At 60.2% G+C, this 23,760-nt stretch carries 22 protein-coding genes and 1 tRNA gene; 16 read left to right on the top strand and 7 right to left on the bottom strand.

The window, feature by feature from the left end:
• The first annotated feature begins 52 nt into the window (after positions 1 to 52).
• The 7 genes from uxaC to DX908_RS00565 all read left to right on the top strand — a co-directional run bounded on the left by uxaC (position 53) and on the right by DX908_RS00565 (position 8,097).
• The gene (gene uxaC / locus DX908_RS00595) at positions 53 to 1,474 is read left to right on the top strand and encodes a glucuronate isomerase (protein WP_116390539.1); all 1,422 of its coding nucleotides are present in this window, start codon (positions 53 to 55) and stop codon (positions 1,472 to 1,474) included.
• On the top strand, positions 1,471 to 2,469 hold the full coding sequence (locus DX908_RS00590) for a TRAP transporter substrate-binding protein (RefSeq protein ID WP_199564539.1): 999 nt from the start codon (positions 1,471 to 1,473) through the stop codon (positions 2,467 to 2,469). Before uxaC ends, DX908_RS00590 begins: the two co-directional genes overlap by 4 nt.
• The gene (locus DX908_RS00585) at positions 2,462 to 2,974 is read left to right on the top strand and encodes a TRAP transporter small permease (RefSeq protein ID WP_199564538.1); all 513 of its coding nucleotides are present in this window, start codon (positions 2,462 to 2,464) and stop codon (positions 2,972 to 2,974) included. The genes DX908_RS00590 and DX908_RS00585 overlap by 8 nt, the downstream gene beginning before the upstream one ends.
• Positions 2,965 to 4,245 carry a TRAP transporter large permease gene (locus tag DX908_RS00580; RefSeq protein WP_116390538.1) on the top strand — a complete coding sequence of 427 codons (1,281 nt, stop codon included), beginning with the start codon at positions 2,965 to 2,967 and terminating at the stop codon, positions 4,243 to 4,245. Before DX908_RS00585 ends, DX908_RS00580 begins: the two co-directional genes overlap by 10 nt.
• Positions 4,242 to 5,717: a mannitol dehydrogenase family protein gene (locus DX908_RS00575; RefSeq protein WP_116390537.1), complete on the top strand. Its 1,476-nt coding sequence runs from the start codon at positions 4,242 to 4,244 to the stop codon at positions 5,715 to 5,717. Before DX908_RS00580 ends, DX908_RS00575 begins: the two co-directional genes overlap by 4 nt.
• A complete protein-coding gene (locus tag DX908_RS00570; protein ID WP_116390536.1) occupies positions 5,714 to 6,637 on the top strand; it encodes a sugar kinase in 924 nt (307 codons plus the stop codon). Before DX908_RS00575 ends, DX908_RS00570 begins: the two co-directional genes overlap by 4 nt.
• Before the next feature lie 158 nt (positions 6,638 to 6,795).
• Positions 6,796 to 8,097 (top strand): NAD(P)/FAD-dependent oxidoreductase, encoded by a 1,302-nt coding sequence (locus tag DX908_RS00565; protein WP_116390535.1) that lies wholly within the window; start codon positions 6,796 to 6,798, stop codon positions 8,095 to 8,097.
• A 64-nt stretch (positions 8,098 to 8,161) separates the two neighbouring features.
• Here the strand turns inward: DX908_RS00565 and DX908_RS00560 are convergent, their stop codons facing one another.
• Positions 8,162 to 8,503, bottom strand: a complete 342-nt coding sequence (locus tag DX908_RS00560) for a rhodanese-like domain-containing protein (protein WP_116390534.1) — start codon at positions 8,501 to 8,503, stop codon at positions 8,162 to 8,164.
• Between the two features lie 88 nt (positions 8,504 to 8,591).
• On the opposite strand from DX908_RS00560, the gene DX908_RS00555 reads away from it, so the two are divergent.
• From DX908_RS00555 to DX908_RS00535, 5 genes are all read left to right on the top strand, one after another.
• Positions 8,592 to 8,933 (top strand): ArsR/SmtB family transcription factor, encoded by a 342-nt coding sequence (locus DX908_RS00555; RefSeq protein ID WP_116390533.1) that lies wholly within the window; start codon positions 8,592 to 8,594, stop codon positions 8,931 to 8,933.
• 64 nt (positions 8,934 to 8,997) lie between these two features.
• Positions 8,998 to 9,201 (top strand): YgaP family membrane protein, encoded by a 204-nt coding sequence (locus DX908_RS00550; RefSeq protein ID WP_116390532.1) that lies wholly within the window; start codon positions 8,998 to 9,000, stop codon positions 9,199 to 9,201.
• 27 nt (positions 9,202 to 9,228) lie between these two features.
• Positions 9,229 to 11,883 carry an efflux RND transporter permease subunit gene (locus tag DX908_RS00545; protein WP_116390531.1) on the top strand — a complete coding sequence of 885 codons (2,655 nt, stop codon included), beginning with the start codon at positions 9,229 to 9,231 and terminating at the stop codon, positions 11,881 to 11,883.
• Between the two features lie 33 nt (positions 11,884 to 11,916).
• Positions 11,917 to 12,720 carry an outer membrane lipoprotein-sorting protein gene (locus tag DX908_RS00540; protein WP_116390530.1) on the top strand — a complete coding sequence of 268 codons (804 nt, stop codon included), beginning with the start codon at positions 11,917 to 11,919 and terminating at the stop codon, positions 12,718 to 12,720.
• A 22-nt stretch (positions 12,721 to 12,742) separates the two neighbouring features.
• Entirely contained in the window at positions 12,743 to 14,233 is a 1,491-nt protein-coding gene (locus DX908_RS00535) for a hypothetical protein (protein WP_116390529.1), read from the top strand.
• Between the two features lie 77 nt (positions 14,234 to 14,310).
• Here the strand turns inward: DX908_RS00535 and cydX are convergent, their stop codons facing one another.
• The 3 genes from cydX to DX908_RS00520 are packed head-to-tail and all read right to left on the bottom strand — an operon-like array spanning position 14,311 to position 17,204.
• Positions 14,311 to 14,430: a cytochrome bd-I oxidase subunit CydX gene (cydX, locus tag DX908_RS00530; RefSeq protein ID WP_116390528.1), complete on the bottom strand. Its 120-nt coding sequence runs from the start codon at positions 14,428 to 14,430 to the stop codon at positions 14,311 to 14,313.
• 17 nt (positions 14,431 to 14,447) lie between these two features.
• Complete coding sequence (cydB, locus tag DX908_RS00525; RefSeq protein ID WP_116390527.1) at positions 14,448 to 15,593, bottom strand: cytochrome d ubiquinol oxidase subunit II; 1,146 nt, start codon at positions 15,591 to 15,593, stop codon at positions 14,448 to 14,450.
• A gap of 9 nt (positions 15,594 to 15,602) precedes the next feature.
• A complete protein-coding gene (locus DX908_RS00520) occupies positions 15,603 to 17,204 on the bottom strand; it encodes a cytochrome ubiquinol oxidase subunit I (protein WP_116390526.1) in 1,602 nt (533 codons plus the stop codon).
• 143 nt (positions 17,205 to 17,347) lie between these two features.
• On the opposite strand from DX908_RS00520, the gene cydD reads away from it, so the two are divergent.
• The 4 genes from cydD to DX908_RS00500 all read left to right on the top strand — a co-directional run bounded on the left by cydD (position 17,348) and on the right by DX908_RS00500 (position 22,195).
• On the top strand, positions 17,348 to 19,030 hold the full coding sequence (cydD, locus tag DX908_RS00515; RefSeq protein ID WP_116390525.1) for a thiol reductant ABC exporter subunit CydD: 1,683 nt from the start codon (positions 17,348 to 17,350) through the stop codon (positions 19,028 to 19,030).
• Positions 19,027 to 20,673 carry an amino acid ABC transporter ATP-binding/permease protein gene (locus tag DX908_RS00510; RefSeq protein WP_116390524.1) on the top strand — a complete coding sequence of 549 codons (1,647 nt, stop codon included), beginning with the start codon at positions 19,027 to 19,029 and terminating at the stop codon, positions 20,671 to 20,673. Before cydD ends, DX908_RS00510 begins: the two co-directional genes overlap by 4 nt.
• 153 nt (positions 20,674 to 20,826) lie before the next feature.
• Complete coding sequence (locus DX908_RS00505; RefSeq protein ID WP_116390523.1) at positions 20,827 to 21,261, top strand: ArsR/SmtB family transcription factor; 435 nt, start codon at positions 20,827 to 20,829, stop codon at positions 21,259 to 21,261.
• Positions 21,262 to 21,322: 61 nt separating this feature from the next.
• Positions 21,323 to 22,195, top strand: coding sequence for an MBL fold metallo-hydrolase (locus DX908_RS00500; protein WP_116390522.1), 873 nt, complete (start codon positions 21,323 to 21,325; stop codon positions 22,193 to 22,195).
• A 3-nt stretch (positions 22,196 to 22,198) separates the two neighbouring features.
• Here DX908_RS00500 and DX908_RS00495 read toward each other — a convergent pair whose 3' ends face one another.
• From DX908_RS00495 to DX908_RS00485, 3 genes are all read right to left on the bottom strand, one after another.
• Positions 22,199 to 22,651 (bottom strand): RrF2 family transcriptional regulator, encoded by a 453-nt coding sequence (locus DX908_RS00495; protein WP_116390521.1) that lies wholly within the window; start codon positions 22,649 to 22,651, stop codon positions 22,199 to 22,201.
• 109 nt (positions 22,652 to 22,760) lie between these two features.
• Positions 22,761 to 22,837 (bottom strand) — tRNA-His (locus tag DX908_RS00490).
• Between the two features lie 101 nt (positions 22,838 to 22,938).
• The gene (locus DX908_RS00485; RefSeq protein ID WP_116390520.1) at positions 22,939 to 23,751 is read right to left on the bottom strand and encodes a M48 family metallopeptidase; all 813 of its coding nucleotides are present in this window, start codon (positions 23,749 to 23,751) and stop codon (positions 22,939 to 22,941) included.
• Positions 23,752 to 23,760 lie beyond the last annotated feature (9 nt).

Raw genomic sequence — 23,760 nt, 5'->3', positions numbered from 1 at the left:
GAATCTGCTTCAGGTGATCCATCTGACGCGACAACAGGCTAAGGGACGGACCATGACCACTCCACTCTCTCTACATCCCGACCGCCTTTTCTCTGCCGATCCAACCCAGCGCGACATCGCCCGGCGCCTTTATGCGCAGGTCAAGGACCTGCCGATTGTCTCGCCGCATGGGCATACGGACCCCGAATGGTTCGCCCTGAATGAGCACTTTCCCGACCCGGCGCAGCTTCTCATTGTGCCGGATCACTATGTCTTCCGTATGCTGTATAGCCAGGGCGTGCCGCTGGAGAAACTCGGCATCCCGACGGTGGATGGCAGCCCCGTTGAGACGGACGGGCGGAAAATCTGGCGGCTCTTCGCCGAGAATTATCACCTTTTCCGGGGCACGCCGTCCCGCATGTGGCTCGACTGGGTCTTCTCGGAAGTCTTCGGGTTCGAGGCGCTGCTGACCGTCGACACCGCCGATCACTATTATGATGTGATGGCAGAGAAGCTGACCACAGATGCGTTCCGCCCCCGTGCACTGTTCGAGCAGTTTAATATCGAGATCATCGCGACGACCGAAGGCGCACTCGATCCCCTCACCCATCACCAGACGATCATGGAGGATGACTGGGATGGCCGGGTCGTCACGACCTATCGTCCCGATACGGTCATTGACCCAGAGCACGAAGCCTTCACCGAAAGCCTTGCGGCATTTGGCGAGCTGACCGGCGAGGATGTCATGAGCTGGGAGGGGTATCTCAATGCCCATCGCCAGCGGCGGGAATATTTCAAGGAAAAGGGCGGCGCGACTGCGACCGATCACGGGCACCGCACCGCGCGCACGGCCAATCTCTCCGAAGCGGACAAGCGCGCGCTGTTCACACGTGTTGTCTCAGGTGATCTTGAGGCAGATGACGCTGACCTCTTCCGGGGGCAGATGCTGACCGAAATGGCACGGATGAGCCTTGAAGATGGCCTCGTCATGCAGATCCATCCGGGCGTGCACCGCAATCACAATTTGCCGCTTTTTGACACATTCGGACGGGACAAGGGCGCAGATATTCCGGCCCCGTCGGAATATGTCGAGGCGCTCTCGCCGCTACTCGAAGCGGTGGGGAATGAGCCGGATCTCAACATCATCCTCTTCACGCTCGATGAAGATGTCTATTCGCGGGAGCTGGCACCGCTTGCCGGGCATTATCCGGCTCTGAAACTTGGGCCGCCCTGGTGGTTCCACGACAGCCCCGAAGGGATGCGGCGATTCCGTGAACGGACGACCGAGACGGCTGGCTTCTACAACACCGCCGGCTTCAATGACGACACGCGGGCGTTTCTCTCGATCCCGGCCCGGCACGATGTCGCGCGGCGGATGGATTGCGTCTTCCTTGCGCAACTCGTCGCTGAACATCGCCTGCCTGAAGACGAGGCACATGAGGTCGCGCATGACCTTGCCTACCGGCTCGCCAAGGAAGCCTATAAATTCTCGTGACCCTCAGCCGCCGCCAGTTCACGCAAGCCGCCATCGCCGGTCTTGGGGCCGCAGGGCTCTCCTCCTGCGCCAAGGCCGAGCGCCCGCTGTTTGCGGCGGATGCACAACCGGCGGATTACCCGACCGTCAAGGCGCTCGAATTCATCGCCAAGCGGCTGGAGGAGGAAACGGCTGGCCGGCTCGCCATGCGGATCTATGCGGGCGCCCAGCTTGGCCGCGAGCGGGACACGCTGGAAATCACCGTGTTCGGCGGGCTCGATGTCAATCGGGTGAACACGGCACCCCTCAATCCGATTGCGGAGGAAACGCTCGTCCCCGCTTTGCCCTTTGTCTTCCGGTCGATTGACCATATGCGTGCCGCCGTCGATGGCGCACCGGGGCAGAAGATCCTTGATGCGCTCCGGCCCAAGGGGCTTGTCGGGCTCTGCTATTATGATTCAGGCGCGCGCAGTTTCTATAACGCCAAGCGCCCGGTCCTGACCCCCGACGATCTTGGCGGCATGAAGATCCGGGTGCAGAATTCAGATCTCTATGTCTCGATGGTCGAAGCGCTGGGCGCGAATGCGACACCGATGAGTTTCGCAGAAGTCTATCAGGGGCTGATTCAAGGCGTCATTGATGGCGCGGAGAACAACTGGCCCTCCTATGAGACGACCCGTCATTTCGAGGCGGCGCCCTATTATTCCCGGACGGAACATATCATGGCGCCGGAAGTGCTCGTCATGTCGCTACGGCGCTGGGAGAAGCTGAGCGAGGATGATCAGGAGCTGTTCCGGCGGATCGCCCGCGAGTCCGTGCCCGTCATGCGCGACATCTGGGATGCGCGCGTCGAGAAATCAAAAGAGATCGTGATGGCGGGTGGCATTGAACTCGTCGACCCGGTCGACAAGGCGCCGTTCCAGGAAAAGATGCAGCCGGTCTATGACCGCTTCGTCAGCTCCAAACTGCGCCCGCTGGTCGAGGAAATTCAGGCAATGGAGGTGCCCGGTGTCTGAACCCCTTCCCACCGAAGGCCCTGTCGCGCGGATGTCGCGGCTCCTCTCGCTTGCCTGCATGTGGCTCGCCGGGATCGGCCTTTGCGCGATGACAGCCATCATCCTGTGGCAGGTCTTTGCGCGCTATGTTCTTAATTCGAGCCCGTCATGGTCCGAACAGGCGGCATTATACATCCTTATATGGACGATCCTGTTCGGCGGGGCCGCCGGGGTACGAGAGAATTTCCATATTCGCATGACCGCCTTTCAGGATGCGCTCGGTAAGCACCGCGTGATCCCGCTGATCGTTGCTCACCTGATCACTGGCGCTATCGGCGTCTTCCTTGTGATCTATGGCGCCAATCTGGTCGTGAGGCTCTGGGATTTCACGATCCCTACGCTCGGCGTGCCCAGAGGTTCCGCCATGCTGCCCATGCCGATTGCCGGCGTGCTCATCACCGGCTTCGTGCTTGAACATTTGATCGCGATCTTCCGCGGGCGGGAGGTGACCCCGTCATGGCCCTGATCATTCTCTTCGGTTGCCTCGCCCTGTTCCTAATCATCGGCGTGCCGGTGGCCTTCGCGCTGTTCGCCGCGTCGGTGCTCACCTTCTTCTATCTCGATATCGCGCCCGTCATCGCCGTCCAGCAGATGGCGTCGGGCATGAATGTCTTCTCCTTGATGGCGATCCCGTTCTTCATCTTCGCAGGCGACCTCATGTACCGCGCCGGGATCGCCGAGAAACTCGTGCGGCTCGCCGATGCGGCACTTGGCGGCACAAGGGGCGGGCTCGGTCAGGTCGATGTCGGCGCGTCCATGCTGTTCGGCGCGGTCTCGGGTTCGGCGATTGCGTCGGTTTCGGCGCTCGGCTCCGCCCTCACCCCGATGATGGTCGAGAAGGGATATGACCGCGATTACGCCGTCAATGTCACCTGCACGGCGGCCATCCTTGGGCTGATCATTCCGCCCTCGCATAACATGATCATCTATGCTGCGTCCGCTGGGATCGGCATTTCCATCGGTGAGCTCTTTGTCGCCGGGATCGTCCCCGGCGTGATGGCCGGGATCATCCTCGGCATCACCTCATGGCTGGTCGCCCGCAAGCGCGGCTATCCCAAGGGTACCTTCCCCGGCTGGCGCGCCTTTATCCTCGCCGCCATCGCCGCCGTGCCGGGCCTGATGACCGCGGTGATCATCGTCGTCGGCATCCTTGCGGGGATCTTCACCCCGACGGAAAGCTCCGCCGTTGCGATCTTCTATACCCTCCTTGTCGGGATTTTCGGCTACCGCACGCTGGGCTCAAAACAGCTCGGGCTGGCCATTGCGGGATCGGTCAGGACCACCGCCATGGTCATGTTGATCATCGGCTCAGCGGCGGCATTCGGTTGGCTCCTCGCCCTCCTGGAGGCGCCCTCCGCACTGGCTGGCTTTGTCACCAGCGTCACCGACAATCCCGTTATCGTCATGCTGATGGTGCTCGCCGCGCTTCTTGTTCTTGGCACGTTCATGGACATGGCGCCGCTGATCATCATTACAACGCCGATCTTCCTGCCGCTGATGATCAGTTTTGGATATGACCCCGTCCATTTCGGCATCGTCCTGATGCTGGCGCTCGGCATCGGGCTCGTCACCCCGCCGGTCGGTGCGGTGCTGTTCGTGGCCGCCGCCATCGGCAAGATCAGGATAGAGGACACGGTCAAGACGATCTGGCCCTTCTATCTGGCCTTGATCATCGCACTCCTGCTAACGGCATTCATTCCTGCCCTGTCGCTGACGCTGCCCGGACTGCTTGGATGACCATGAAACGGCTCTCTTCGGACACTCTCAATGAGCTGTCCTATATCGTCAAAACGCCCGGTTACGACCGCGCGGCCCTGCGCCCCCGGCTCGTTCATCTGGGGGTCGGCGCGTTCCACCGTGCCCATCAGGCGGTCTATACCGAGGAGACCAATGAGCGCGAGGCAGGCGAATGGGGCACGACCGGCATCTCGTTGAGATCCCCGACGGCGGCGTCACAGCTCGCCCCGCAGGATCATCTTTACACGGTCGGCACAATGGATGGAGAGCGCATCTCCTACCGGCTGATCAGCAACATGATGCGCATGATCACAGCGCCCGAAGCGCCAGAGGCAGCGCTCGCCGCGCTCGCCGCCCCGGAGGTCTGCGCCGTTACCCTGACGATTACCGAGAAGGGCTATGCTCTTGACCCCGCAACGGGCCGTCTGAAGACGGAAGATCCCGATATCGCGGCGGATCTCCAGACGCCTGAGGCCCCGCGATCGGCCATCGGCTATCTGGCAGCAGCTTTACGCATCCGATATGCGGCGAGCGCTCTCCCTTTCACGATCATCTCCTGTGACAATCTGCCGTCGAACGGCGCGCGCGTCCGCGAAGCGGTGCTGCAATATGCCGGACGGATCGACCGGGACTTTGCCGCCTGGATTGAGCGCGAAGGCGCTTTCCCCGACACCATGGTCGACCGGATCGTCCCTGCAACGACGCCCGAGGACATCACCGAAACAGCAGAAGCCATCAGGCTGCGTGATGACGCCCATGTGAAGGCCGAGCCCTTCCGCCAATGGGTGATCGAGAACAAATTCGCCGCTGACCGTCCGCAATGGGAAGCCGCGGGCGCGCAGATCGTTGAGGATGTCGCGGCTTTCGAGACAGCCAAGCTCCGTCTGCTGAATGGTCCGCATTCCGCGATTGCCTATCTCGGCTATCTTTCGGGCTATGACTACGTCCATCAGGTGATGGACGATGTTGATCTGTCGCCCTTCATCACCCTGCTGATGGATGAAGAGATCCTGCCCACGGTGACGCCCCCCGCCGGCGTATCCCTCCCATCCTATACCGAAGCGCTGCGCGAGAGGTTCCTCAATTCCGCTTTGCGTCACCGGACATGGCAGATCGCCATGGATGGCAGCCAGAAACTGCCCCAGCGCCTACTTGATACGATCCGTGACCGGCAGAAGATGGGTCTTCCCTATGATCGGCTCGCCCTCGCGGTGGCGGCATGGATCGCCTATGCCCGTGGACGGACGATCCACGGCGAGAAGATCGATGTCCGCGACCCGCTCAGCGCGCGTTTTGCGGAAATCGCCTCCGCTTCATCAGGGGTAGACAGCCTGCTGCAGGGTTTTCTAAGCCTCGGGGAGGTTTTCGGGGATGATCTCTCCCGTGACCTCGGCTTTGCCGGCACCGTCCTTACCCAATTGCAGCGCCTGATGACCGATGGTCCACAGGCCGCCGCAGGAGCCCTGTCATGACTGCGATCCCCGCCCCCGTCTTCATCATCGGCGAAGCCATGATCGAGCTTTCCGGCCTTGACGGGAAAACCGCGCAGGTCGGCGTGGCGGGCGATACGTTCAACACGGCTGTTTATCTGGCCCGAGCCGGTGTGCCGGTCTCTTATCTTACAGCGCTCGGCGAGGATCCCTTCAGTGAACGGATCAGAGAAGCGCTGCAGGATGAAGGTATCGACACCTCTCACGTGCTGACCGCACCGGGCCGCAATGCCGGGCTTTATGCGATCTCGCTCGATGATGAAGGTGAGCGCACCTTTACCTATTGGCGCAATGACAGCGCCGCGCGCGCCTTTTTCTCCGCCCCCGGCGCTGAGAACGCGCTGGACGCGATGGCGAAAGCACCGGCAGTCTATCTCAGCGGGATCTCACTCTCCCTTTACGGGCCGGACGATCGGGCAAGACTGTTCGATGTTCTCAAAACCGTGCGCGATAATGGCGGTGAGGTCATTTTCGATCTCAATTACCGGCCGCGCGGTTGGCCCGACAGCCAGACGGCCCATGCCGTTCTCGACAAGGCGTCCCAGCTCGCAACGATCTGCCTGCCGACTTTCGAGGATGTCGAAGCCCTCTACGGCACGAAAGATCCAGAGACGGCATCGACCAAATATCAGGATCTGGGCGCAAGAGAAGTCACCGTCAAAGATGGCGGCAATGGCGCCTATCTCTCAAGCGGCGGCTGGGTGAAACCAGCCGAGAAGATCCGCCCGGTTGATACGACAGGCGCCGGGGACAGCTTTAATGCCGGTTATCTGACCGCACGAATAAAAGGTCTGCCCCCTGAGGAAGCCGCCCTTGCAGGTCACCGCCTTGCCGGCGCCGTCATCTGTGAGAAAGGCGCGATCCTGCCCAAGGGTCATCCCGCCTGGCCGGAAACAGCGTAACTCCCCACTTCTTTTGAATCGCCCTTTGCCTTGACAGGGCTGATCTGAACTTTATGCATTCGCTTTCTTGTATATTTGTATTTTGTGATTTACATGATCAGTAAATCACCCCGCCATGGCGGCGACACCTCATGGCGGCAAGAAAGGGAGGTCATCCAATGGCCCATATTGTCGTCCTTGGTGCCGGACTTGGCGGCGTGCCCATGGCACTCGAGATGCGCCAGCAGGCCCGCAAGGAAGATACCGTCACCGTCATTTCCGACCAGCCGGTCTTCTCCTTCACCCCGTCCAATCCCTGGGTGGCTGTCGACTGGCGCAAGCCAGACCAGATCCAGGTCGAGCTGGAGCCCGTCTTCAAAAAGAAGAAAATCGACTTCATCCATTGCCGTGCCAAAAAAGTACGGCCCGAGCAGAACGCCGTCGAACTCGATGACGGCCGGATGATCGACTATGATTATCTAGTGATCGCGACCGGGCCGGAGCTGGCTTTTGACGAGATCGAGGGCCTCGGGCCTCATGGCGGCCACACCCATTCGGTCTGTACAACGCCCCATGCACTCGAAGCCTCCAAAGCGTGGGAGGACTTTGTCAAAGATCCGGGACCCATCGTTGTCGGCGCGGTACAGGGCGCGTCCTGTTTCGGGCCGGCCTATGAGTATGCCTTCATTCTCGATACCGACCTCCGTAAGCGGAAGATCCGCGACAAGGTGCCGATGACCTTTGTCACCTCGGAGCCCTATATCGGGCATCTGGGTCTCGACGGGGTCGGCGATACCAAGGGCATGCTCGAAAGCGAGCTGCGTGAGCGGCATATCAAATTCATCACCAGTGCCCGTATACAGAAATTCCTGCCCGACATGGTCGTTGTTGAGGAAATGGATGATGATGGCAGTGTGAAGAAGGTTCACGAATTGCCGCAAAATTTCTCCATGATGCTGCCGGCCTTCCGGGGCATTGAGGCGGTGCGGGACATTGAGGGTCTCGTCAATCCGCGCGGCTTCGTCACGGTCGATGAAGCCCAGCAGAATGCTGCCTTTCCGAACATTTTCTCGGTCGGCGTCTGCGTTGCCATCCCGCCCGTCGGTCAATATGCCGTGCCCGTCGGGGTGCCGAAAACCGGCTTCATGATCGAGAGCATGGTGCGGGCGACCGCGCACAATATCCGCCGCCTGCTCGACGCCAAGAAACCCGATGCCGAGGCAACATGGAATGCCGTCTGTATTGCTGATTTTGGCGATGGCGGTGTCGCCTTTGTCGCCATGCCGCAGATCCCGCCGCGCAACGTCAACTGGGCGGCCAGCGGCAAATGGGTTCACTGGGCCAAGGCGGCCTTCGAGAAATATTTCGTCGGCAAGATCCGCCGCGGGGTTAGCGAGCCTTTCTATGAGCGCGTGACGCTCGACCTGCTCGGCATCACCAAGACCAAGAAAGAAGAGAAATCCCAGCTCTCAGAGGGCTGAGCATTCTCCCCAAAAGAAGAAGGTCGGCATATGCCGCCCTTTTTTTGTACCGCTGTTGGACGCCTCAGATTTCCTTGAGCTGCCCCGTCGAGGGATCAACGGCGATCACTTTTAGACCGTCCTTGCGCCAGGCCTGAATGCCGCCCGCCATATGCGAGGTGACCGCCACTCCCTCCTGCTGGCACTGGTCGAGCGCCATGCCGGAGCGCTTGCCCGTGCCGCAGTGAAAGACGATCTGGCGGTCTCCAGAGACCGGCAGGGCCAGCGGGTCAAAGGTCGATAACGGGAAATTGAACGCCCCTGCGATCCTCGATTCGCTGAATTCATGCGGCTCCCTGACATCGATCAGCATGATTTTTCCATCAGCCATGCCAGCCTTTATCTCGGCGGGGGATAGATCGCGCATGGGAGTCTCCTATATAGTTGGGGATTGCCGCGTGTGGCGGCGTTTGGTGACCTTGACAACATAGCCGTTTATCTGTATATCCGCAATCATGAATATAGAGGACATGCAGCAATCCGCCGGCGACGCCGCCGATTTCCTCCGCTCTCTCGCCAATGAGAAGCGGTTGATGATCGTGTGTCAGCTGATTTCCGGCGAGATGAGTGTCGGGGAGCTATGTGAATCCCTTGATGTGCGCCAGAGCACCATGTCCCAGCAACTCGCCCTCCTCCGCATGGAAGGCATCGTGAAGACCCGCAAGGAAGCCCAGACGGTCTATTACTCGCTGGCCAATGACGGCGCGCGTCAGGTCGTCGAGATCCTGCACGGCATGTTCTGCAGCGAAAATGGTGCCGCTAAGCCCGCACGCCGCAAAGTTGGGGCCACGGCCTGATAAAAAAATTTGACTTATATATGCGAATATCCGTATATATAAGTGCACAATCTGGAGATTAGACATGAATATCGACCGCGCCGTTTTCGCCCTCGCTGGCACCATGATTCTGGTGAGCATTGCGCTGAGCCTGACGGCTCATCCGTACTGGCTGTTTCTGACCGGCTTTGTCGGCCTGAACATGCTGCAGGCGGCCTTCACCGGCTTTTGCCCCGCAGCGATGATCTTCAAGGCCATGGGCCTCAATTCAGGCTGCGCTTTTAAATAACCCCCTCTCTTTTCCGGAGCCCATGCGATGAATCCGATCGTCGAGAATGCCACCAAGAAACCCGGCGCCCTGATGTGGGCCTATGGGCTTTTCAGCCTGTTCATGATCGCGCTGGTGGCACTGCCGACGCTGGCCCCCGGGGCCATGCCGTTCCTCAACGGGCTCAAGATTGATACGGACCCGGAGAACATGCTGTCCCCGGACGAACCGGTCCGTGTCTATCACAATGACATGAAGGCAAATTTCGGGCTCAACGATTTCGTCGTTGTCGGTGTTGTGGAGCCCGAAAATCCCGAAGGCGTCTTCAATGTAGAGACGCTGACGGAGATCTATGAGCTGACTAAATTCGCGGGCACGCTGCGCTGGGAAGAAGATGGCGAGACGCGCGGCGTCGTTCCCGCTGATATCATTGCGCCCTCCAATGTGGACTCTATCGAGCAGGCGGGCCTTGGCTCTGTCAGCTTCTCATATCTCATGTCTGCGCCACCGGAGACGGCCGAAGACGCCATCGCCATTCGCGAGAAAGCCCAGAACATCCCGACACTGAACGGCACGCTCGTCTCAGAAGACGGCAAGGCCATCGCGCTTTACCTGCCGATTACCTCGAAAGACATGAGCTATCGCGTGGCGAGCGAGCTGCGCACAAAGATCGCCGAATTCGATTCAGCCGCCACCTGGCACATTACCGGCCTGCCCATCGCGCAGGACCAGTTCGGCAAGGAGATGTTCAAGCAGATGGCGATCTCCGCCCCTGCCGCGATGCTGCTCATCTTCATCCTGATGTGGCTGTTCTTCCGCAAGGTGCAGCTGATCATCGCACCGATGCTGGTCGCCATGGTCGCGGTTATCGGCGCGATGGGCCTGCTGGTTGCGACGGGAAACACCGTACACATCATGAGCTCGATGATCCCCATCTTCGTGATGCCAATTGCCGTCCTTGATGCGGTGCATATCCTGTCGGACTTCTTCGACCTCTATCCGCAATTCAAGGACCGCAAGAAAACGCTCCGTCATACGATGAAAGAGCTGTGGTGGCCGATGGTCATCACCACCGTGACGACCTGTGCCGGTTTTGCCTCGCTGGCCCTGACCCCGATCCCGCCTGTGCAGATTTTCGGGATCTTCGTGGCGCTCGGCGTGTTCTTCGCCTGGCTCGCCACCGTGACCATGGTGCCCGCCTATATCATGCTGATGCCGGAGAAAGCCTTCGAGAATTTCGGCATGAAGGGCGCGGTCGAGGGCCCGCAATACAAATCCCCCCTCTCCGCCTTCTTGCGGATGATCGGCCGGGTCTCCTTCACCCATGCGCGGCTGATCATCATCCTCTTCGTCGCAGGGTTTGTTGTCGCGGGCTATGGGATCAGCCGTATCCAGATCAATGACAACCCGGTCAAATGGTTCTCCCTGAACCATGAGATCCGCAAGGCCGACATTGCGCTCAATGAACGCTTTGCCGGGACCTATATGGCCTATCTGACCCTGACGCCGACCGTCGCCGAGGAGACGATGGACATCATGGCCACCCGGCTGAAGACCCAGCTCGATGCGCTGGGCACGGAACAGGCAGATGCCGCAGCTCAACGCCTTGGAACGATCACCGGCGGGGATGCAAGCCGCGAGGCGATCATCACCGATCTGACGGACTGGGCCAGTGCCGCGCGCGATGCCGCCGAAGATGATGATATCTGGGTCGCCTGGGACGATGTCGTCGTCGCCATCGATTCTGTCCGCCTACCGGAGGAAGTCTTCAAACGCCCCGACATGCTGCATTTCGTTGAAGGGCTGCAGGCGCACCTCCTCGCCTCAGGCTATGTCGGCAAATCCAACGCCGTCCCCGATATCGTCAAGACCGTGCACCGCGAACTGCTCGGCGGCGAGGAAGCCGAATGCCGCATCCCGGAAAGTGTCGCCGGCGTTGCCCAGACCCTCGTCACTTTCGAGAACTCCCACCGTCCGGGCGATCTCTATAAAATGGTGACCCCGGACTACCGGACCCTCAATATCTGGGTGCAGCTCAAAAGCGGTGACAACAAGGACATGAATGAAGTCGTCCACGCCGTGGCTGCCTATATGGATGAGCATGGTGAGGAAGTCGGCCTGACCCACGACTGGTTCGGCCTCACCTATATCAACACGGTGTGGCAGGCGAAGATGGTCGCCGGGATGCTTAAATCCTTCCTCGGCAGCTTCATCATTGTTCTGATCATCATGGTGGTCATGTTCCGCTCACTGCTCTGGGGGCTGATTTCCATGGCGCCGCTGACGGTGACCATCGCCATGATCTATGGCGCAATCGGGATCATCGGGAAGGATTACGACATGCCGATTGCGGTTCTGTCCTCACTCTCGCTGGGTCTCGCGATCGACTATGCGATCCACTTCAATGCGCGTGCGAAGGAATCCTTCACCCGCTATGGCAACTGGAAAGACACGCTCGGCTATATGTTCGGTGAGCCGGCACGCGCCATCCTGCGTAATGTGATCGTCATCGGCGCGGGTTTCCTGCCGTTACTGATGGCACCACTCGTCCCCTACAAGACCGTGGGCGTCTTCATCTCCGCCATTCTGGTGCTTGCCGGGATCGGCACGCTGATCGGCCTGCCTGCCATCATCACCCTGCTGCAACGGTTTCTCTTCCCCAAACAGGAGAAACCGGAGCCTCTTGAACCGGCGCAAGCCTGACCCATATATTCAGTGAGCAGAGGAGTTCACAAAATGAAAAACCTCAGAAACCTTATCGCCAGCACAGCCATCGTCTTCGCCCTCGGCACGCCTGCTTTCGCGCAAGACGCGCCGGCGGTTCAGGACATTGTCAACAAAGCATCCGCCACCGCCTATTATCAGGGTCAGGACGGCAAGGCCAAAGTCCATATGGAGATCAAGGATGAGCAGGGACGCACCCGCTCCCGCGAATTCACGATCCTCCGCACCGATGTCGGCGATGTCGATAATGGCGACCAGAAATTCTACGTCCTCTTCGACCTGCCCGCCGATGTGAAGGGCACGGCCTTTATGGTGTGGAAGCACATGGAAGCCGATGACGACCGCTGGCTTTATCTGCCGGCGCTCGACCTCGTCAAACGCATCGCCGCCAGCGATGAGCGAACCAGCTTTGTTGGCTCGCATTTCTTCTATGAAGATGTCTCGGGCCGTGGCCCCGCCGAGGATACCCACGAACTCGTGGAGGTCACGGACGATTATTACATCATAGATTCAACGCCGAAAAATACCGGCGCCGTCGAGTTTTCCAAATTCCGCAACTATATCCACAAGGAAAGCTTCATCCCGGTGAAGACGGAATATTTCGACGCACAGGGCAATATCTACCGTACCTATACGGCGCAGGCGGTCGATGTCATCGAAGGCCATCCGACGGTTACGAAATCTGAAATGACTGACACTAATATGGGCGGGTCGACGACCCTCACCTATGAGACCGTCGAATATGATGTCGGCCTGCCCGACGATGTGTTCTCGGAGCGCTATCTGCGCACCCCGCCGCGCCGTTACATGCGCTGACAGCCAAAACTGAGGTTCAAGCATGTCCGTTCCGGTCAGCCTTCTCTCCCTTCTTCTGTCGACGGCCCTTGTCCAGGATCTGCCGCCTCTGCCGAAAGGCCTGAGTGGCGATTCGGATAAGGAGCAAAAACAGGAGCAGGAAAAATCCGCCTCTTCTCCGTCCGGCCTCCCCTCATTGCCGACGGGTCTGGGAAAGACGGACGAAAAGGACAAGCCGGTACAGGATAAGGCGCTTCCCAGCCTCCCCTCGGGGTTGGGAAGCGCTCCTTCCTCTACCGATACGCCGGACGCCGAGAAATCGGCGCCAAACTGGTTCATGGAACACTTCACAGGCTTCGTCGAAGCCCGCGGCGGCATCCGCCTGCAGGAAGACGAGACGCAGGACGGCGCCTCGATTGGCGAGATCCGCACCCAGCTTCAGACCGAGCTAAGTGCCGGACCGGCGCTCTTTAACCTGACAGCGGATTTCCTATTTGATCCGGTTGCCAATGATTATGCCATCGACCTGGAGAAAGGCCGTGGTTTCATCGATCTGCGCGAAGCCAATATGGTCCTGCGCCCGAGCGATTTCCTTGACCTCAAGATCGGTCGCCAGATCGCAACCTGGGGAACGGGCGATCTTGTCTTCATCAATGACATGTTCCCGAAGGATTATAATTCCTTCTTCATCGGTCGCGATGATGAATATCTCAAAGCGCCATCCGATGCGATCCGGGCATCGTTCTTTTCTGACATCGTCAATGTTGATCTGGTCTATACGCCGCGTTTCGATGCCGACCGCTATATTGACGGCACACGGATTTCCTATCTCAATCCCTTGACCGGCATGATTGCGGGTGAGGACATGGTGATCGATCCTGTCCGGCCCGATGGCTGGTTCGATGATGACGAGATCGCCATCCGCTTCTCCCGCAATGCCGGTACGTTCGAACTCGCCGCTTACACATATGACGGCTACTGGAAGAGCCCCGCCGGGTTCAACACTCAGGGCCGGTTCATCTTCCCCGAGCTTGCTGTCTATGGCGCCAGCATTCGCGGACCCTTCCTTGGCGGGATCGGTAATGCGGAAGTCGGCTATTATGACAGCAAGGATGATCCTGATGGGGACAATCCCTTCCTGCCGAACAGTCAGGCCCGCTTTCTCGTCGGTTATGAACGCGAGGCGATGACCAACCTGACCATCGGGCTGCAATATTATACTGAGCAGACACTCGACCATGATGCGCTGGCCGCCGCCCTGCCCATGGGCGCTGAAGAGCCCGACGAGATCCGGCATGTCATCACCACGCGGCTGACAAAACTTGCCTATAACCAGAACCTGACGCTCAGCCTGTTCATTTTCTACAGCCCCAATCAGGAAGATGGCTATCTGCGCGCCCGGGCGAGCTACAAGCTCGACGATAACTGGCTCGTCGATGGCGGGGTCAATGTCTTCTATGGTGAGCCGCAGGCGTTTTTTGGTCAGTTTGAGGACAATACCAATATCTATGCCGGTCTCCGGCGCTCCTTCTGATCTCTTCTTCCCCGTACGCATGAAAAAGCCCGGCACATCACTGCCGGGCTTTTCTTTATCAGCGTGAGCAGTGAGGGTCAGTCGATCTCGAGATCTTCCTCACCCGCTTCGGTCATCGCCACCTCGTTCCACATGGCATTGAGAATGCCGAATGTGAGCGCAAGGCCAAGGCCGAGGATCCAGGAGAAATACCACATTATCTTGTTCCTTCTCTCTAATATGCGCCAGCTGAATTGGCTTCTTCCGTTCCCAGACGGCCCCACAGCACCTTGAAGACCCATGATGTGTAAATCAGGATGATGGGCAGGAAGATCACCGTGACGATCAGCATGATGAAGAGGGTCGTCTGGCTTGAGGCACTGTCCCAGACCGTCAGGCTGGCATTAGGATTGACGGTGCTTGGCAGGATGAAGGGAAACATCGATGCCCCGATCGAGGCGATGATCCCGGCTGCCGCGAGCCCCGAAGCCACAATCGTCCAGCCGGCCTTTTTGCGAAGGCCCAGAATGGCGAGCACCGTCCCCGCAAAACCGAGCACTGGGGCGAGGATCATCCAGGGATATTTGCCGTAATTGGCCAGCCACGCGCCGGTCTCGACGACGACTTCCTTGCGCAACGGGTTGGCCACCGCCTGCGGATCAATCTCCGAGACGATGCGGTAGCCCATCCCGGAGACCATCAGCCAGACGCCGGCGGCGGCATAGAAGATCAGGACACCGATCCCGGCCCACGTCCCGAAACCCGCCGCACGATCAAGAACAGGACCACGTTCGAGCTTGGCAACCAGATAAGCCGCACCATGCATGACCAGCATCGCCACCGAGGCGAGCCCGCAGAGCAGCGCGAAAGGATTGAGGAGGCCAAACAGCCCACCATCATAGCTGGCGCGCAGCGTGCTATCGAGATTGAAGGGCACGCCCTGCAGCACATTGCCAAGCGCCACACCAAAGATCAGCGCCGGGACGAACCCGCCGACAAACAGCGCCCAGTCCCAGCCCGACCGCCAAGCGGCGCTTTGCCGTTTCGAGCGGTATTTGAACCCGACAGGCCGCAGGATGAGCGCCGCGAGCACCACGAACATGGCAAGATAAAAGCCAGAGAAACTGACTGCATAGACAAACGGCCAGGCGGCAAATAGCGCGCCGCCGCCAGTGATCAGCCAGACCTGATGGCCTTCCCATGTAGGGCCCACGGAGTTGATGACCAGCCGGCGTTCCTTGTCCGTCTTTGCCACGAAAGGCAGAAGCGAGGCCGCGCCAAGGTCATAACCATCGGTCACGGCAAAGCCGATCAACAGGGCACCGACCAATCCCCACCAGAGGATTTTCAGCGTGGCATAATCGAGCGGTATTTCCGTCATGACAGCCTCCTAGACGTCAAATTTGATGCTGGGTGCAGCGGCAGCAGCGGGTGACAATTCGTCCGTGTCACTCCCTCCGCCGCCTGCCGGGAACAGCCGTGCCCCCGGCCCGGCGCTAATCGCCTTGATCATCAGGCTGACCTCGACCACGGCGAGCGTACCGTAGATCAGGGTGAATCCGACCATGGTCGTGATCACCTGACTGGCACTTAGGGATGAGACGCCGAGGAATGTCGGCAACACGCCATCGATGATCCATGGCTGACGCCCGGTTTCGGCAAGGATCCAGCCCAGCTCCGCCGCAATCCACGGCAGCGGGATGATCAGGACCGCGAGCCGCAGGAACAGTTTCGGCACGTTCCGGCGCAGGCTGATGAAATAGAAGGCCAGCGCAAAGACCCCGATAAAGAGGAAGCCGAGCCCGGCCATCAGGCGGAAGGAATAAAACGACATCGCGACATGCGGCACCGTGTCCCACGCCGCCTTGGCGATGGTCTCCTCATCCGCCGTGGACGGGGTATCCGTATATCGCAGGAGCAGCATGCCATAACCGAGATCGCGTTTCGTCGCCTCGAATATGGTGCGGGCCTCCGCATCGTCCGGGTCTGCATTCAGGCGAGCGACGGCGTCATAGGCCTTCACCCCGTTTTCGATCCGGTCCTCGGCAATCGCCACCAGTGGCAGGATGCCTTCGACCTCACCATCCAGCGAGCGTGTCGCGATCAGGCCAAGCACCCAAGGCACTTGCACTTCCAGATGCGTTTCGCGGGCTTCCCTGTCTGGAATACCGATGAGCGTCAGCGGTGCAGGGGCTTCTTCCGTGTGCCACATCGCCTCAAGTGCGGCGAGCTTCATTTTCTGGTTATCGGTGAGCGTATAGCCGCTCTCATCGCCCAGCACGACGACCGACAGGGACGAGAGGAGACCGAAGGACGCGGCCACCGCCATCGACCGTTTGGCGAGGCCCAGATGGCGGTTCTTCAGCACATACCAAGCCGACACGCCGAGCACGAAAACCGCCGCCGTGACATAGCCGGCACTGACCGTGTGCACGAATTTTGCCTGCGCGACGGGATTGAAGAGCACCTCCATGAAATTGGTGACCTCCATGCGCATCGTGTCCGGATTGAATTCCGAGCCGACCGGGTTCTGCATCCAGCCATTGGCAATCAGGATCCACAGCGCCGAAAGGTTCGATCCCAGCGCCACAAAGAAGGTGACCATCCAATGGGCCGGGCGGGACAGTTTGTCCCAGCCGAAGAACATGAGGCCAACCAAGGTCGCTTCGAGGAAGAAGGCCATCAGCCCCTCGATCGCCAGCGGCGCACCGAATACGTCACCTACATAATGGGAATAATAGGACCAGTTCGTGCCAAACTGGAATTCCATTGTGATCCCGGTCGCCACCCCCAGCACGAAATTGATCCCGAACAGATTCATCCAGAATTTCGTGGTGCGGCGCCACACCTCCTTGCCCGTCATGACATAGGCGCCCTCCATGACCACGAGAATCATGGATAGACCCAAAGTCAGCGGTACAAAGAGGAAGTGATACATGGCCGTTAAGGCAAACTGCCACCGGGAGAGATCGGCAACGAGTAAGTCAGGCATCAGATGTCTCCTTTGAGGGCGGAGTATGGCGGATTCGGTGCAAAATCCTGAACGAATCGCAGCTCTGTCCCGTCGCTCGCCATATAAGTATTATTTTCAATACCACTTTAATAGTCGCGCGCCTCAACCTATGACAAGCCCAAATGACAAAGCCGGATGACATGGATCAAATTGCCGCAAAAGCGGCCCTGAAACGCTGGTCGGCGGCGGCCCGCGGGGCCGTGTCGATGGGTCTTCTCTATTCGCTGGGCGGCGCCCTTTGCTGGATCGTCATGGCGTGGGCAGTCGGAATTGCCACTGGCCTGATGGCCGCAGGACAGAATGCCGCAACACCCGTCACGGCTGGGATCGCAGCCATCCTTATACGCGCGATCCTGTTGTGGCGGAGCGAAAGAATGGCCGACCGGGCGGGCCGCCAGATCGTCGAGGCGGCCCGGCGCGAGATACTGGGCCGGATCGGTGAAGCGGGCGCAACGGTTCTTGCCGGCGACAGCCCCGGCGCGCGCGTGGCGCAGATTTTCGACCGCACACAGATGCTGGCCGGTCATGCGGCAAGATGGCAGCCGGGGATGCGGCTTGCCATCCTGATCCCGATCCTCATTCTGATTGCTGCCGCGACACAGAGCTGGCTGGCCGCCGCCCTACTCTTTTTGTCGGTACTCGTCCTGCCGCTCTTTATCTGGCTGACCGCCAGCGGCACGGCGAGCATTGCGCGCGCGCAGCAGGACACGCTTGATGTGCTGTCGGGAGCCTTTCAGGCCCGCGCCGCACAGACCGGGCTGATCCGCTCCTTCCGGGCGGTCACGCGAGAGACCGCTTACATCAGCGACGCCGCCGAGGCGCTCCGTTTACGCACATTGGCGATCCTGCGGCGGGCATTTCTGTCCTCCGCCGTGCTCGATTTCTTCGCCTCCATCTCGATTGCGCTGGTCGCGGTTTATGTCGGCTTCAAGCTGCTCGGCGTCTTCCCATTCGGTACGGGCGAGACATTGACCCTGGCCGAAGGCATGATGGTGCTGGTCCTGGCGCCGGAATTCTTCGCGCCAATCCGGAGGCTGTCCTCGCTGCATCATGACCGCGCGGATGGTGTCGCTGCTGCCGCCCAACTCGGCGGCTGGCTTGCGGATAAGGACCAGCCTGCCGCCCGAAAATGGCCGGCAAAAACGGCATCTATGACGATAGGGTTCGAGCAGGCTGATCTGGCCGTCGGAGGACGGACGATCCTCACCGGACTTGAATTCGAGGCGCGACCCGGCAGCATCACGGTCCTGTCCGGTCCGTCCGGGTCAGGCAAGACATCCTGCCTGCTCGCGCTTCTGGGTCAGGGCGAGGTTCGCGCGGGGCGAATTCAGGTCGATGGCCAGTCATTCGCCCCGCCGGACAGCCTCGCTGAGAGCACAGCCTTTCTCCGGCAGGCACCATGGATCACGGAAGGGACGATCGCGGATAATCTGCGGCTTGCCCGTCCAGATGCCAGCGAAGAAGAGCTGACCCGTGTTGCGGAACAGGCTGGACTATCCAGCTTCATCGATTTGCAGGGAGATGGGCTTTCCCGCACGCTTGCACGGTTCGGGGCTGGGCTTTCGGGTGGCCAGCGGCAACGACTGGCACTGGCGCGCGCCCTCCTACGCGATGCACCACTTCTTCTTCTCGATGAACCGACCGCGCATCTTGACGAAGCAGCGGAGCGCGACTTCCTCCGCCTCCTGACTTCGCTGAAAACAAACCGGACAATCCTGCTTGCCAGCCACCGAAAAGCCGTCATCGAAGCGGCGGATATTCACATCGATCTGACCCGCCATATGACGGCGCGGGAGGCCGCGTGATCGATCTTTTCTACCGCCTCGGTGCGCCAGGCAGGAAGCGCTTCCTGCTGGCCCTCCTTCTCTCCGCCATAGCGGGGGCTGCCGGGATCGGCCTCTTGGGGCTTTCGGGCTGGTTCCTCACCGCCTCCGCGCTGGCGGGCACCGCCGGGGCGGGCCACGTCTTCAACCATCTCTACCCCAGTGCAGGGGTCAGAGGATTTGCCTTAACCCGGGTCATTGCGCGCTATGCGGAGCAACTGGTTGGCCATGATGCCACCCTCAAACTCTCGGCCAGCCTGCGCCCCCGCCTGTTTGCCGCGAGCGCGCGAAGTACAAGGGGGTTCACCCCGCTGCCCGCTGCCGCCCTCACCGCGCTGATCGACGATGTCGAAACGGTCGAGGGCGGTTTCCTGCGGGTCTTGAGCCCGCTGGCAGGAACGCTGGCTGCAGCCTTCATCGCCATCGGATTTGCCATGGCCGCCCATCCGGCGCTGGGCGCAGTGACAGTCTTTGTGATGCTCTTCACCGGCTGGGTGCTACCCCGCCGCGCGGTCAGGCGGGCACGGACAGAGGCAGAAAAGCTTGCCAGCACCACCGAAACCGAACGCGGCCGCATCGCCAATATGGTCGAAAACGCCGTTGAGCTTGATGTCATCGGCGCCCTGCCGCACCTTGCCGATGAGGCCGCCGATGCGCTCACCGCCCATCAATCCGCCCTCAGCCGGATCGAAGCCCCGTTCCGTCAGTTCGGCGCCATCAATACCGTTGCTGGCGGTGTGTTGGCCTTCCTGATCCTCCTGACCGGCCTGTCAGAGCCCGGACGATTAGCCATGGCCGCCGGCGGCGCGCTCACCATACTCTCGGCCTTTGATGCCATAGGCGCCATGACCAAAGTGCTCGAAGCGGCCCCGCGCGCGGGGGCGTCAGCAGCACGGCTCCTCACTATCATCGAGGGGCAAGAGGCGGTCCCCTCCCCGCCGATAGCGGAAGCCGCGCCCTTGCCGGATATCTTCCCCGTCACAGCGACGGACATGGTGATCAGCCCCGCTAAGGACGCAGCCGAGATCGGGCCTTTCAGTTTCACGCTACGTAAGGGGAGCGTTACCTTTCTGTCCGGCCCGTCTGGCAGCGGGAAGACCACTTTGCTCGAAACCCTGATGCGCCTTCAGCCCGTCGCGGACGGGGAGCTGCACTATAACGGGGTAAGCTGGACCGAGTGCCGGACAGCGAGTGTCCTAGCGCATCTGTCCTTAAGCCCGCAATTTGTCGCCTTCCTGCCCGGCTCTCTGCGCGCGCAATTCCAACTGGCCGATCCCGATATTTCGGATGAAGCGATCATGCAGGCCATCGAATTTGCAGGCCTCAGTGAAACTTTCCGCACCCGGGATATGAAACTCGACGATTGGCTGACGGAGGAGATGGCGGGGCTTTCCGGCGGGGAGCTGCGGCGGCTCGGCCTCGCGCGCGCCATCGCTGCGGACCCGTCCCTGCTGGTGCTCGATGAGCCCTTTGCCGGACTGGAAGAAGGGCTCGCCCTTCAACTCGCGGCGCGGCTCACTAATTGGGCCGCGAAGGGTGACCGCGCGCTCCTGATCGCGATGCATGACCCGCTAGAATTCGACTGGGCGCCGCTAGAACGTCAGGTCATCCGGCTCGGCAGCTAATCGATCCCCCTCGCCTGACCAAAAAGTCGCAGCCACACCTCCGATTTTCCTCAGCCGCAACCTTGTTTTTCCTTGTTTGCGTTTATACGTATCTATTGATATACAGGCCCGATAGCCGGGCTTGCCCATGGCGCGTGACGAGGAGGACCTGCCATGCATGAACAGACGCAGGAAACATCCCGGCCAGTGCCGGAGCTGACCCACGCGGCGGGCGTCTTCAAGCTGTTGTCCCATCCCTACCGATTGATGATCTGCTGTCATTTGCTCTCTGGCGAAAGCTCCGTAGGCGCCATGGAAACAGATCTCGGCATCCGCCAACCCAATCTTAGCCGGGAGCTGGGCAAGCTGCGCAATGGTGGCCTGCTGGCAACTCGCCGGGAGTCGAAGGTCGTCTATTACCGCCTCGCAGATACGAACACCGCCCGGATGATACGCACACTCTGTGATTGCTTCTCGATCTCCTTGTCCGTCGAGCCTCCAACTCAAGCCGCCCTCCCCGCAGCAATCTCGCAGGTTTTCGACGACACAGATGTGAGTTTTCAGGAAGAACCCACCGTCATCGCTGACCGCAGAACCGTCAAAAACTGATATTTGCGCACGCGCTTATGCTTTGGCATTTTGCCAGAGAACACTGCATCGGGAAAACGACATGACCGCCAATCATCCGGACATCACCGCCTTTTTCGATGAAGACACCTTCACGGTGTCCTATGTGGTCCGCGATCCGGCGACGCGCGCCTGCGCGATTGTCGACTCGGTCCTCGATTATGATCCGGCATCTGGCCGGACGAGCACGTCATCCGCCGACCGGATCATCGAATTCGTCAAAGAGAATGAGCTGACGGTTGAATGGATTCTCGAAACCCATGTCCATGCGGATCATTTATCCGCGGCCCCCAATTTAAAAGAAAAGCTCGGCGGGCGTATCGGCATCGGTGAAGAAATCCGCACGGTGCAGGATGTCTTCGGCAAGATATTCAACGCAGGAACGGAGTTCCAGCGCGACGGTAGCCAGTTCGATCATCTGTTCACGGATGAGGAGATTTTCAAGATCGGTACGCTCGAAGCCAGCGTGCTACACACGCCGGGACATACGCCCGCATGCCTGACCTATGTGATCGGGGATGCCGCCTTTGTCGGCGACACGCTCTTCATGCCGGATTTCGGCACGGCACGGACGGATTTTCCGGGCGGCGATGCCCGCACGCTTTACCGCTCGATCCGAAAAGTCCTCTCCCTACCGCCTGAGACGCGGCTCTTCATGTGCCATGATTACAAGGCGCCGGGCCGGGACGAATATGCCTGGGAGACCACCGTGGCGGAGGAACGCGCCAATAATATCCACGCGAACGATTCCATCAGCGAGGATGAGTTCGTCGCGATGCGTGAGGAGCGCGACGCGACGCTCGGCATGCCGCGGCTGATCCTCCCTTCCGTGCAGGTCAATATGCGCGCGGGCGAACTGCCGCCCGCCGAAGACAATGGCGTGCAGTACCTCAAAATCCCGTTCAACGTCCTCTGACGATCAGCCGTCTGTCTGAGCTGCAAAGCTTTCCAGCCGGTCGAGCAGCACCGGCGCATTGCCGGTGAGATCCGCAAGGGTCACCTTGTCTAGTTCGACAAGGAAGGCGTCGAGCCCGCGCCGGAACAGCGCGCTCAACCGGCAGACCCCGATCAGCGGGCAACTATTAGTCTCACTGTTAAAGCACTCGACCAGCTCAAGATCGCCCTCGGTGATCCGCACGACATCGCCAACCCGGATATCTTCCGGGGTCATGCCGAGCCGGATGCCGCCTGTCCGCCCCCTGATATTCTCAAGAAACCCATGCTGGCCCAGCTGACGTGCTGCTTTCAGGAGATGCGCTCTGGAAATGCTGTAGGCCCGCGCGACATCCTCCACCCGGACCGTCTCGTCCGGATGCAGGGCGCAATAGACCAGCGTGCGCAGCGCGTAATTCGTATACGCCGTCAGTCGGATGGTGCGTCTCCGAGTCAGCCCGCCTTAAAATGGCAATTTACATACCACTTTTAGGCAGCCTGACACCGAAGGCCAAGCACCGTCCCGAAATTTCATAAATGAAGGAAAATGGTACCGCCTCCCCGGTTCGAACGGGGGACCTCTTGATCCACAATCAAGCGCTCTAACCTACTGAGCTAAGGCGGCACGTCGGGTCACCGGCAGGGCCGGATCGCGAGCGGCAGGCCATACGCCCCGCCGCCCGAGAATTCAAGAAGCTTTGGCGAGGCGATATTGCCCCGCCGGACTTAGCTGCACTGATAGCCGAGACGCGAGGCTTCGGCGCGCAGCTGGGCGATCCGGTTGCCCGGTGCCGGGTGGGTCGAGAGGAATTCCGGCGGCCGGCTGGAATTGGCACTTGCCCGCTCCATATTGCGCCAGAAATCAATCGCCTCACATGGATTATAGCCCGCCTGCACCATCAGGCGGAGCCCACCAATATCGGCCTCAAGCTCATGCTCGCGGGAGTTCGGCAGGAGGAAGAAGCCGAGCGCCCCAAGCGTCGCGCCCTGCAGCGCACGCTGGCGGCAGGCATCGGTTTCACATTGCGAGCCGACAGCGACACCAACGCCGACCGCACCAATCTGGCCGAGGGTCTGCTGCGCATAACGCTCTTGCGAGTGATTGTAGCGAACGTGCTGGATTTCGTGTCCGACGACAGCGGCGAGCTGGGCGTCATTCTCCATCAAATCCATGATGCCGGTATAGACGCCGATCTTGTTCCCCGGCAGCGCGAAGGCGTTGAGGTCGTCCGAATCAAACACCCGGTATTCCCAGCGGGCCGGATCATCGCCCATCGCCCGGATCAGGCGGACCGACACGCGATCTAGACGTGAGGTGTAGCGCGGATCGGTGCTGATCCGCTCCTGCTGCTTGATCTGGGCCCAAGCCTGATTCGCCTGGGAGACCATGGAGGACGGATCCCCGAGCAGAAGCTGGCTCCGCCCCAGCTCTTCATTATAAGTACAACCGGCGAGGACGGCGGCGAGAGCGCCAAGTCCCAAAGCTGGTTTTGCGAGTGATTTGAGATGCTTGCGCAGGCTCGGGATAATGGTTGTCATCGATGGCTC

It is taken from the genome of Parvularcula marina, from assembly GCF_003399445.1.
Taxonomy (GTDB): Bacteria; Pseudomonadota; Alphaproteobacteria; order Caulobacterales; family Parvularculaceae; genus Parvularcula; species Parvularcula marina.
Note: the sequence above shows the minus strand (reverse complement) of the source record. Positions and strands in the feature narration are given on the sequence as shown.

Bases quoted from the DNA above. Each gene is read 5' to 3' on its own strand.
- DX908_RS00565 (WP_116390535.1), top strand. From the start codon at position 6,796: ATGGCCCATATTGTCGTCCTTGGTGCCGGACTTGGCGGCGTGCCCATG.
- DX908_RS00575 (WP_116390537.1), top strand. From the start codon at position 4,242: ATGACCATGAAACGGCTCTCTTCGGACACTCTCAATGAGCTGTCCTAT.
- DX908_RS00520 (WP_116390526.1), bottom strand. From the start codon at position 17,204: ATGCCTGACTTACTCGTTGCCGATCTCTCCCGGTGGCAGTTTGCCTTA.
- DX908_RS00500 (WP_116390522.1), top strand. From the start codon at position 21,323: ATGACCGCCAATCATCCGGACATCACCGCCTTTTTCGATGAAGACACC.
- DX908_RS00550 (WP_116390532.1), top strand. From the start codon at position 8,998: ATGAATATCGACCGCGCCGTTTTCGCCCTCGCTGGCACCATGATTCTG.
- cydB (WP_116390527.1), bottom strand. From the start codon at position 15,593: ATGACGGAAATACCGCTCGATTATGCCACGCTGAAAATCCTCTGGTGG.
- DX908_RS00545 (WP_116390531.1), top strand. From the start codon at position 9,229: ATGAATCCGATCGTCGAGAATGCCACCAAGAAACCCGGCGCCCTGATG.
- DX908_RS00560 (WP_116390534.1), bottom strand. From the start codon at position 8,503: ATGCGCGATCTATCCCCCGCCGAGATAAAGGCTGGCATGGCTGATGGA.
- DX908_RS00485 (WP_116390520.1), bottom strand. From the start codon at position 23,751: ATGACAACCATTATCCCGAGCCTGCGCAAGCATCTCAAATCACTCGCA.
- DX908_RS00555 (WP_116390533.1), top strand. From the start codon at position 8,592: ATGAATATAGAGGACATGCAGCAATCCGCCGGCGACGCCGCCGATTTC.
- DX908_RS00570 (WP_116390536.1), top strand. From the start codon at position 5,714: ATGACTGCGATCCCCGCCCCCGTCTTCATCATCGGCGAAGCCATGATC.
- DX908_RS00535 (WP_116390529.1), top strand. From the start codon at position 12,743: ATGTCCGTTCCGGTCAGCCTTCTCTCCCTTCTTCTGTCGACGGCCCTT.
- DX908_RS00580 (WP_116390538.1), top strand. From the start codon at position 2,965: ATGGCCCTGATCATTCTCTTCGGTTGCCTCGCCCTGTTCCTAATCATC.
- uxaC (WP_116390539.1), top strand. From the start codon at position 53: ATGACCACTCCACTCTCTCTACATCCCGACCGCCTTTTCTCTGCCGAT.
- cydD (WP_116390525.1), top strand. From the start codon at position 17,348: ATGACAAAGCCGGATGACATGGATCAAATTGCCGCAAAAGCGGCCCTG.
- cydX (WP_116390528.1), bottom strand. From the start codon at position 14,430: ATGTGGTATTTCTCCTGGATCCTCGGCCTTGGCCTTGCGCTCACATTC.
- DX908_RS00540 (WP_116390530.1), top strand. From the start codon at position 11,917: ATGAAAAACCTCAGAAACCTTATCGCCAGCACAGCCATCGTCTTCGCC.
- DX908_RS00505 (WP_116390523.1), top strand. From the start codon at position 20,827: ATGCATGAACAGACGCAGGAAACATCCCGGCCAGTGCCGGAGCTGACC.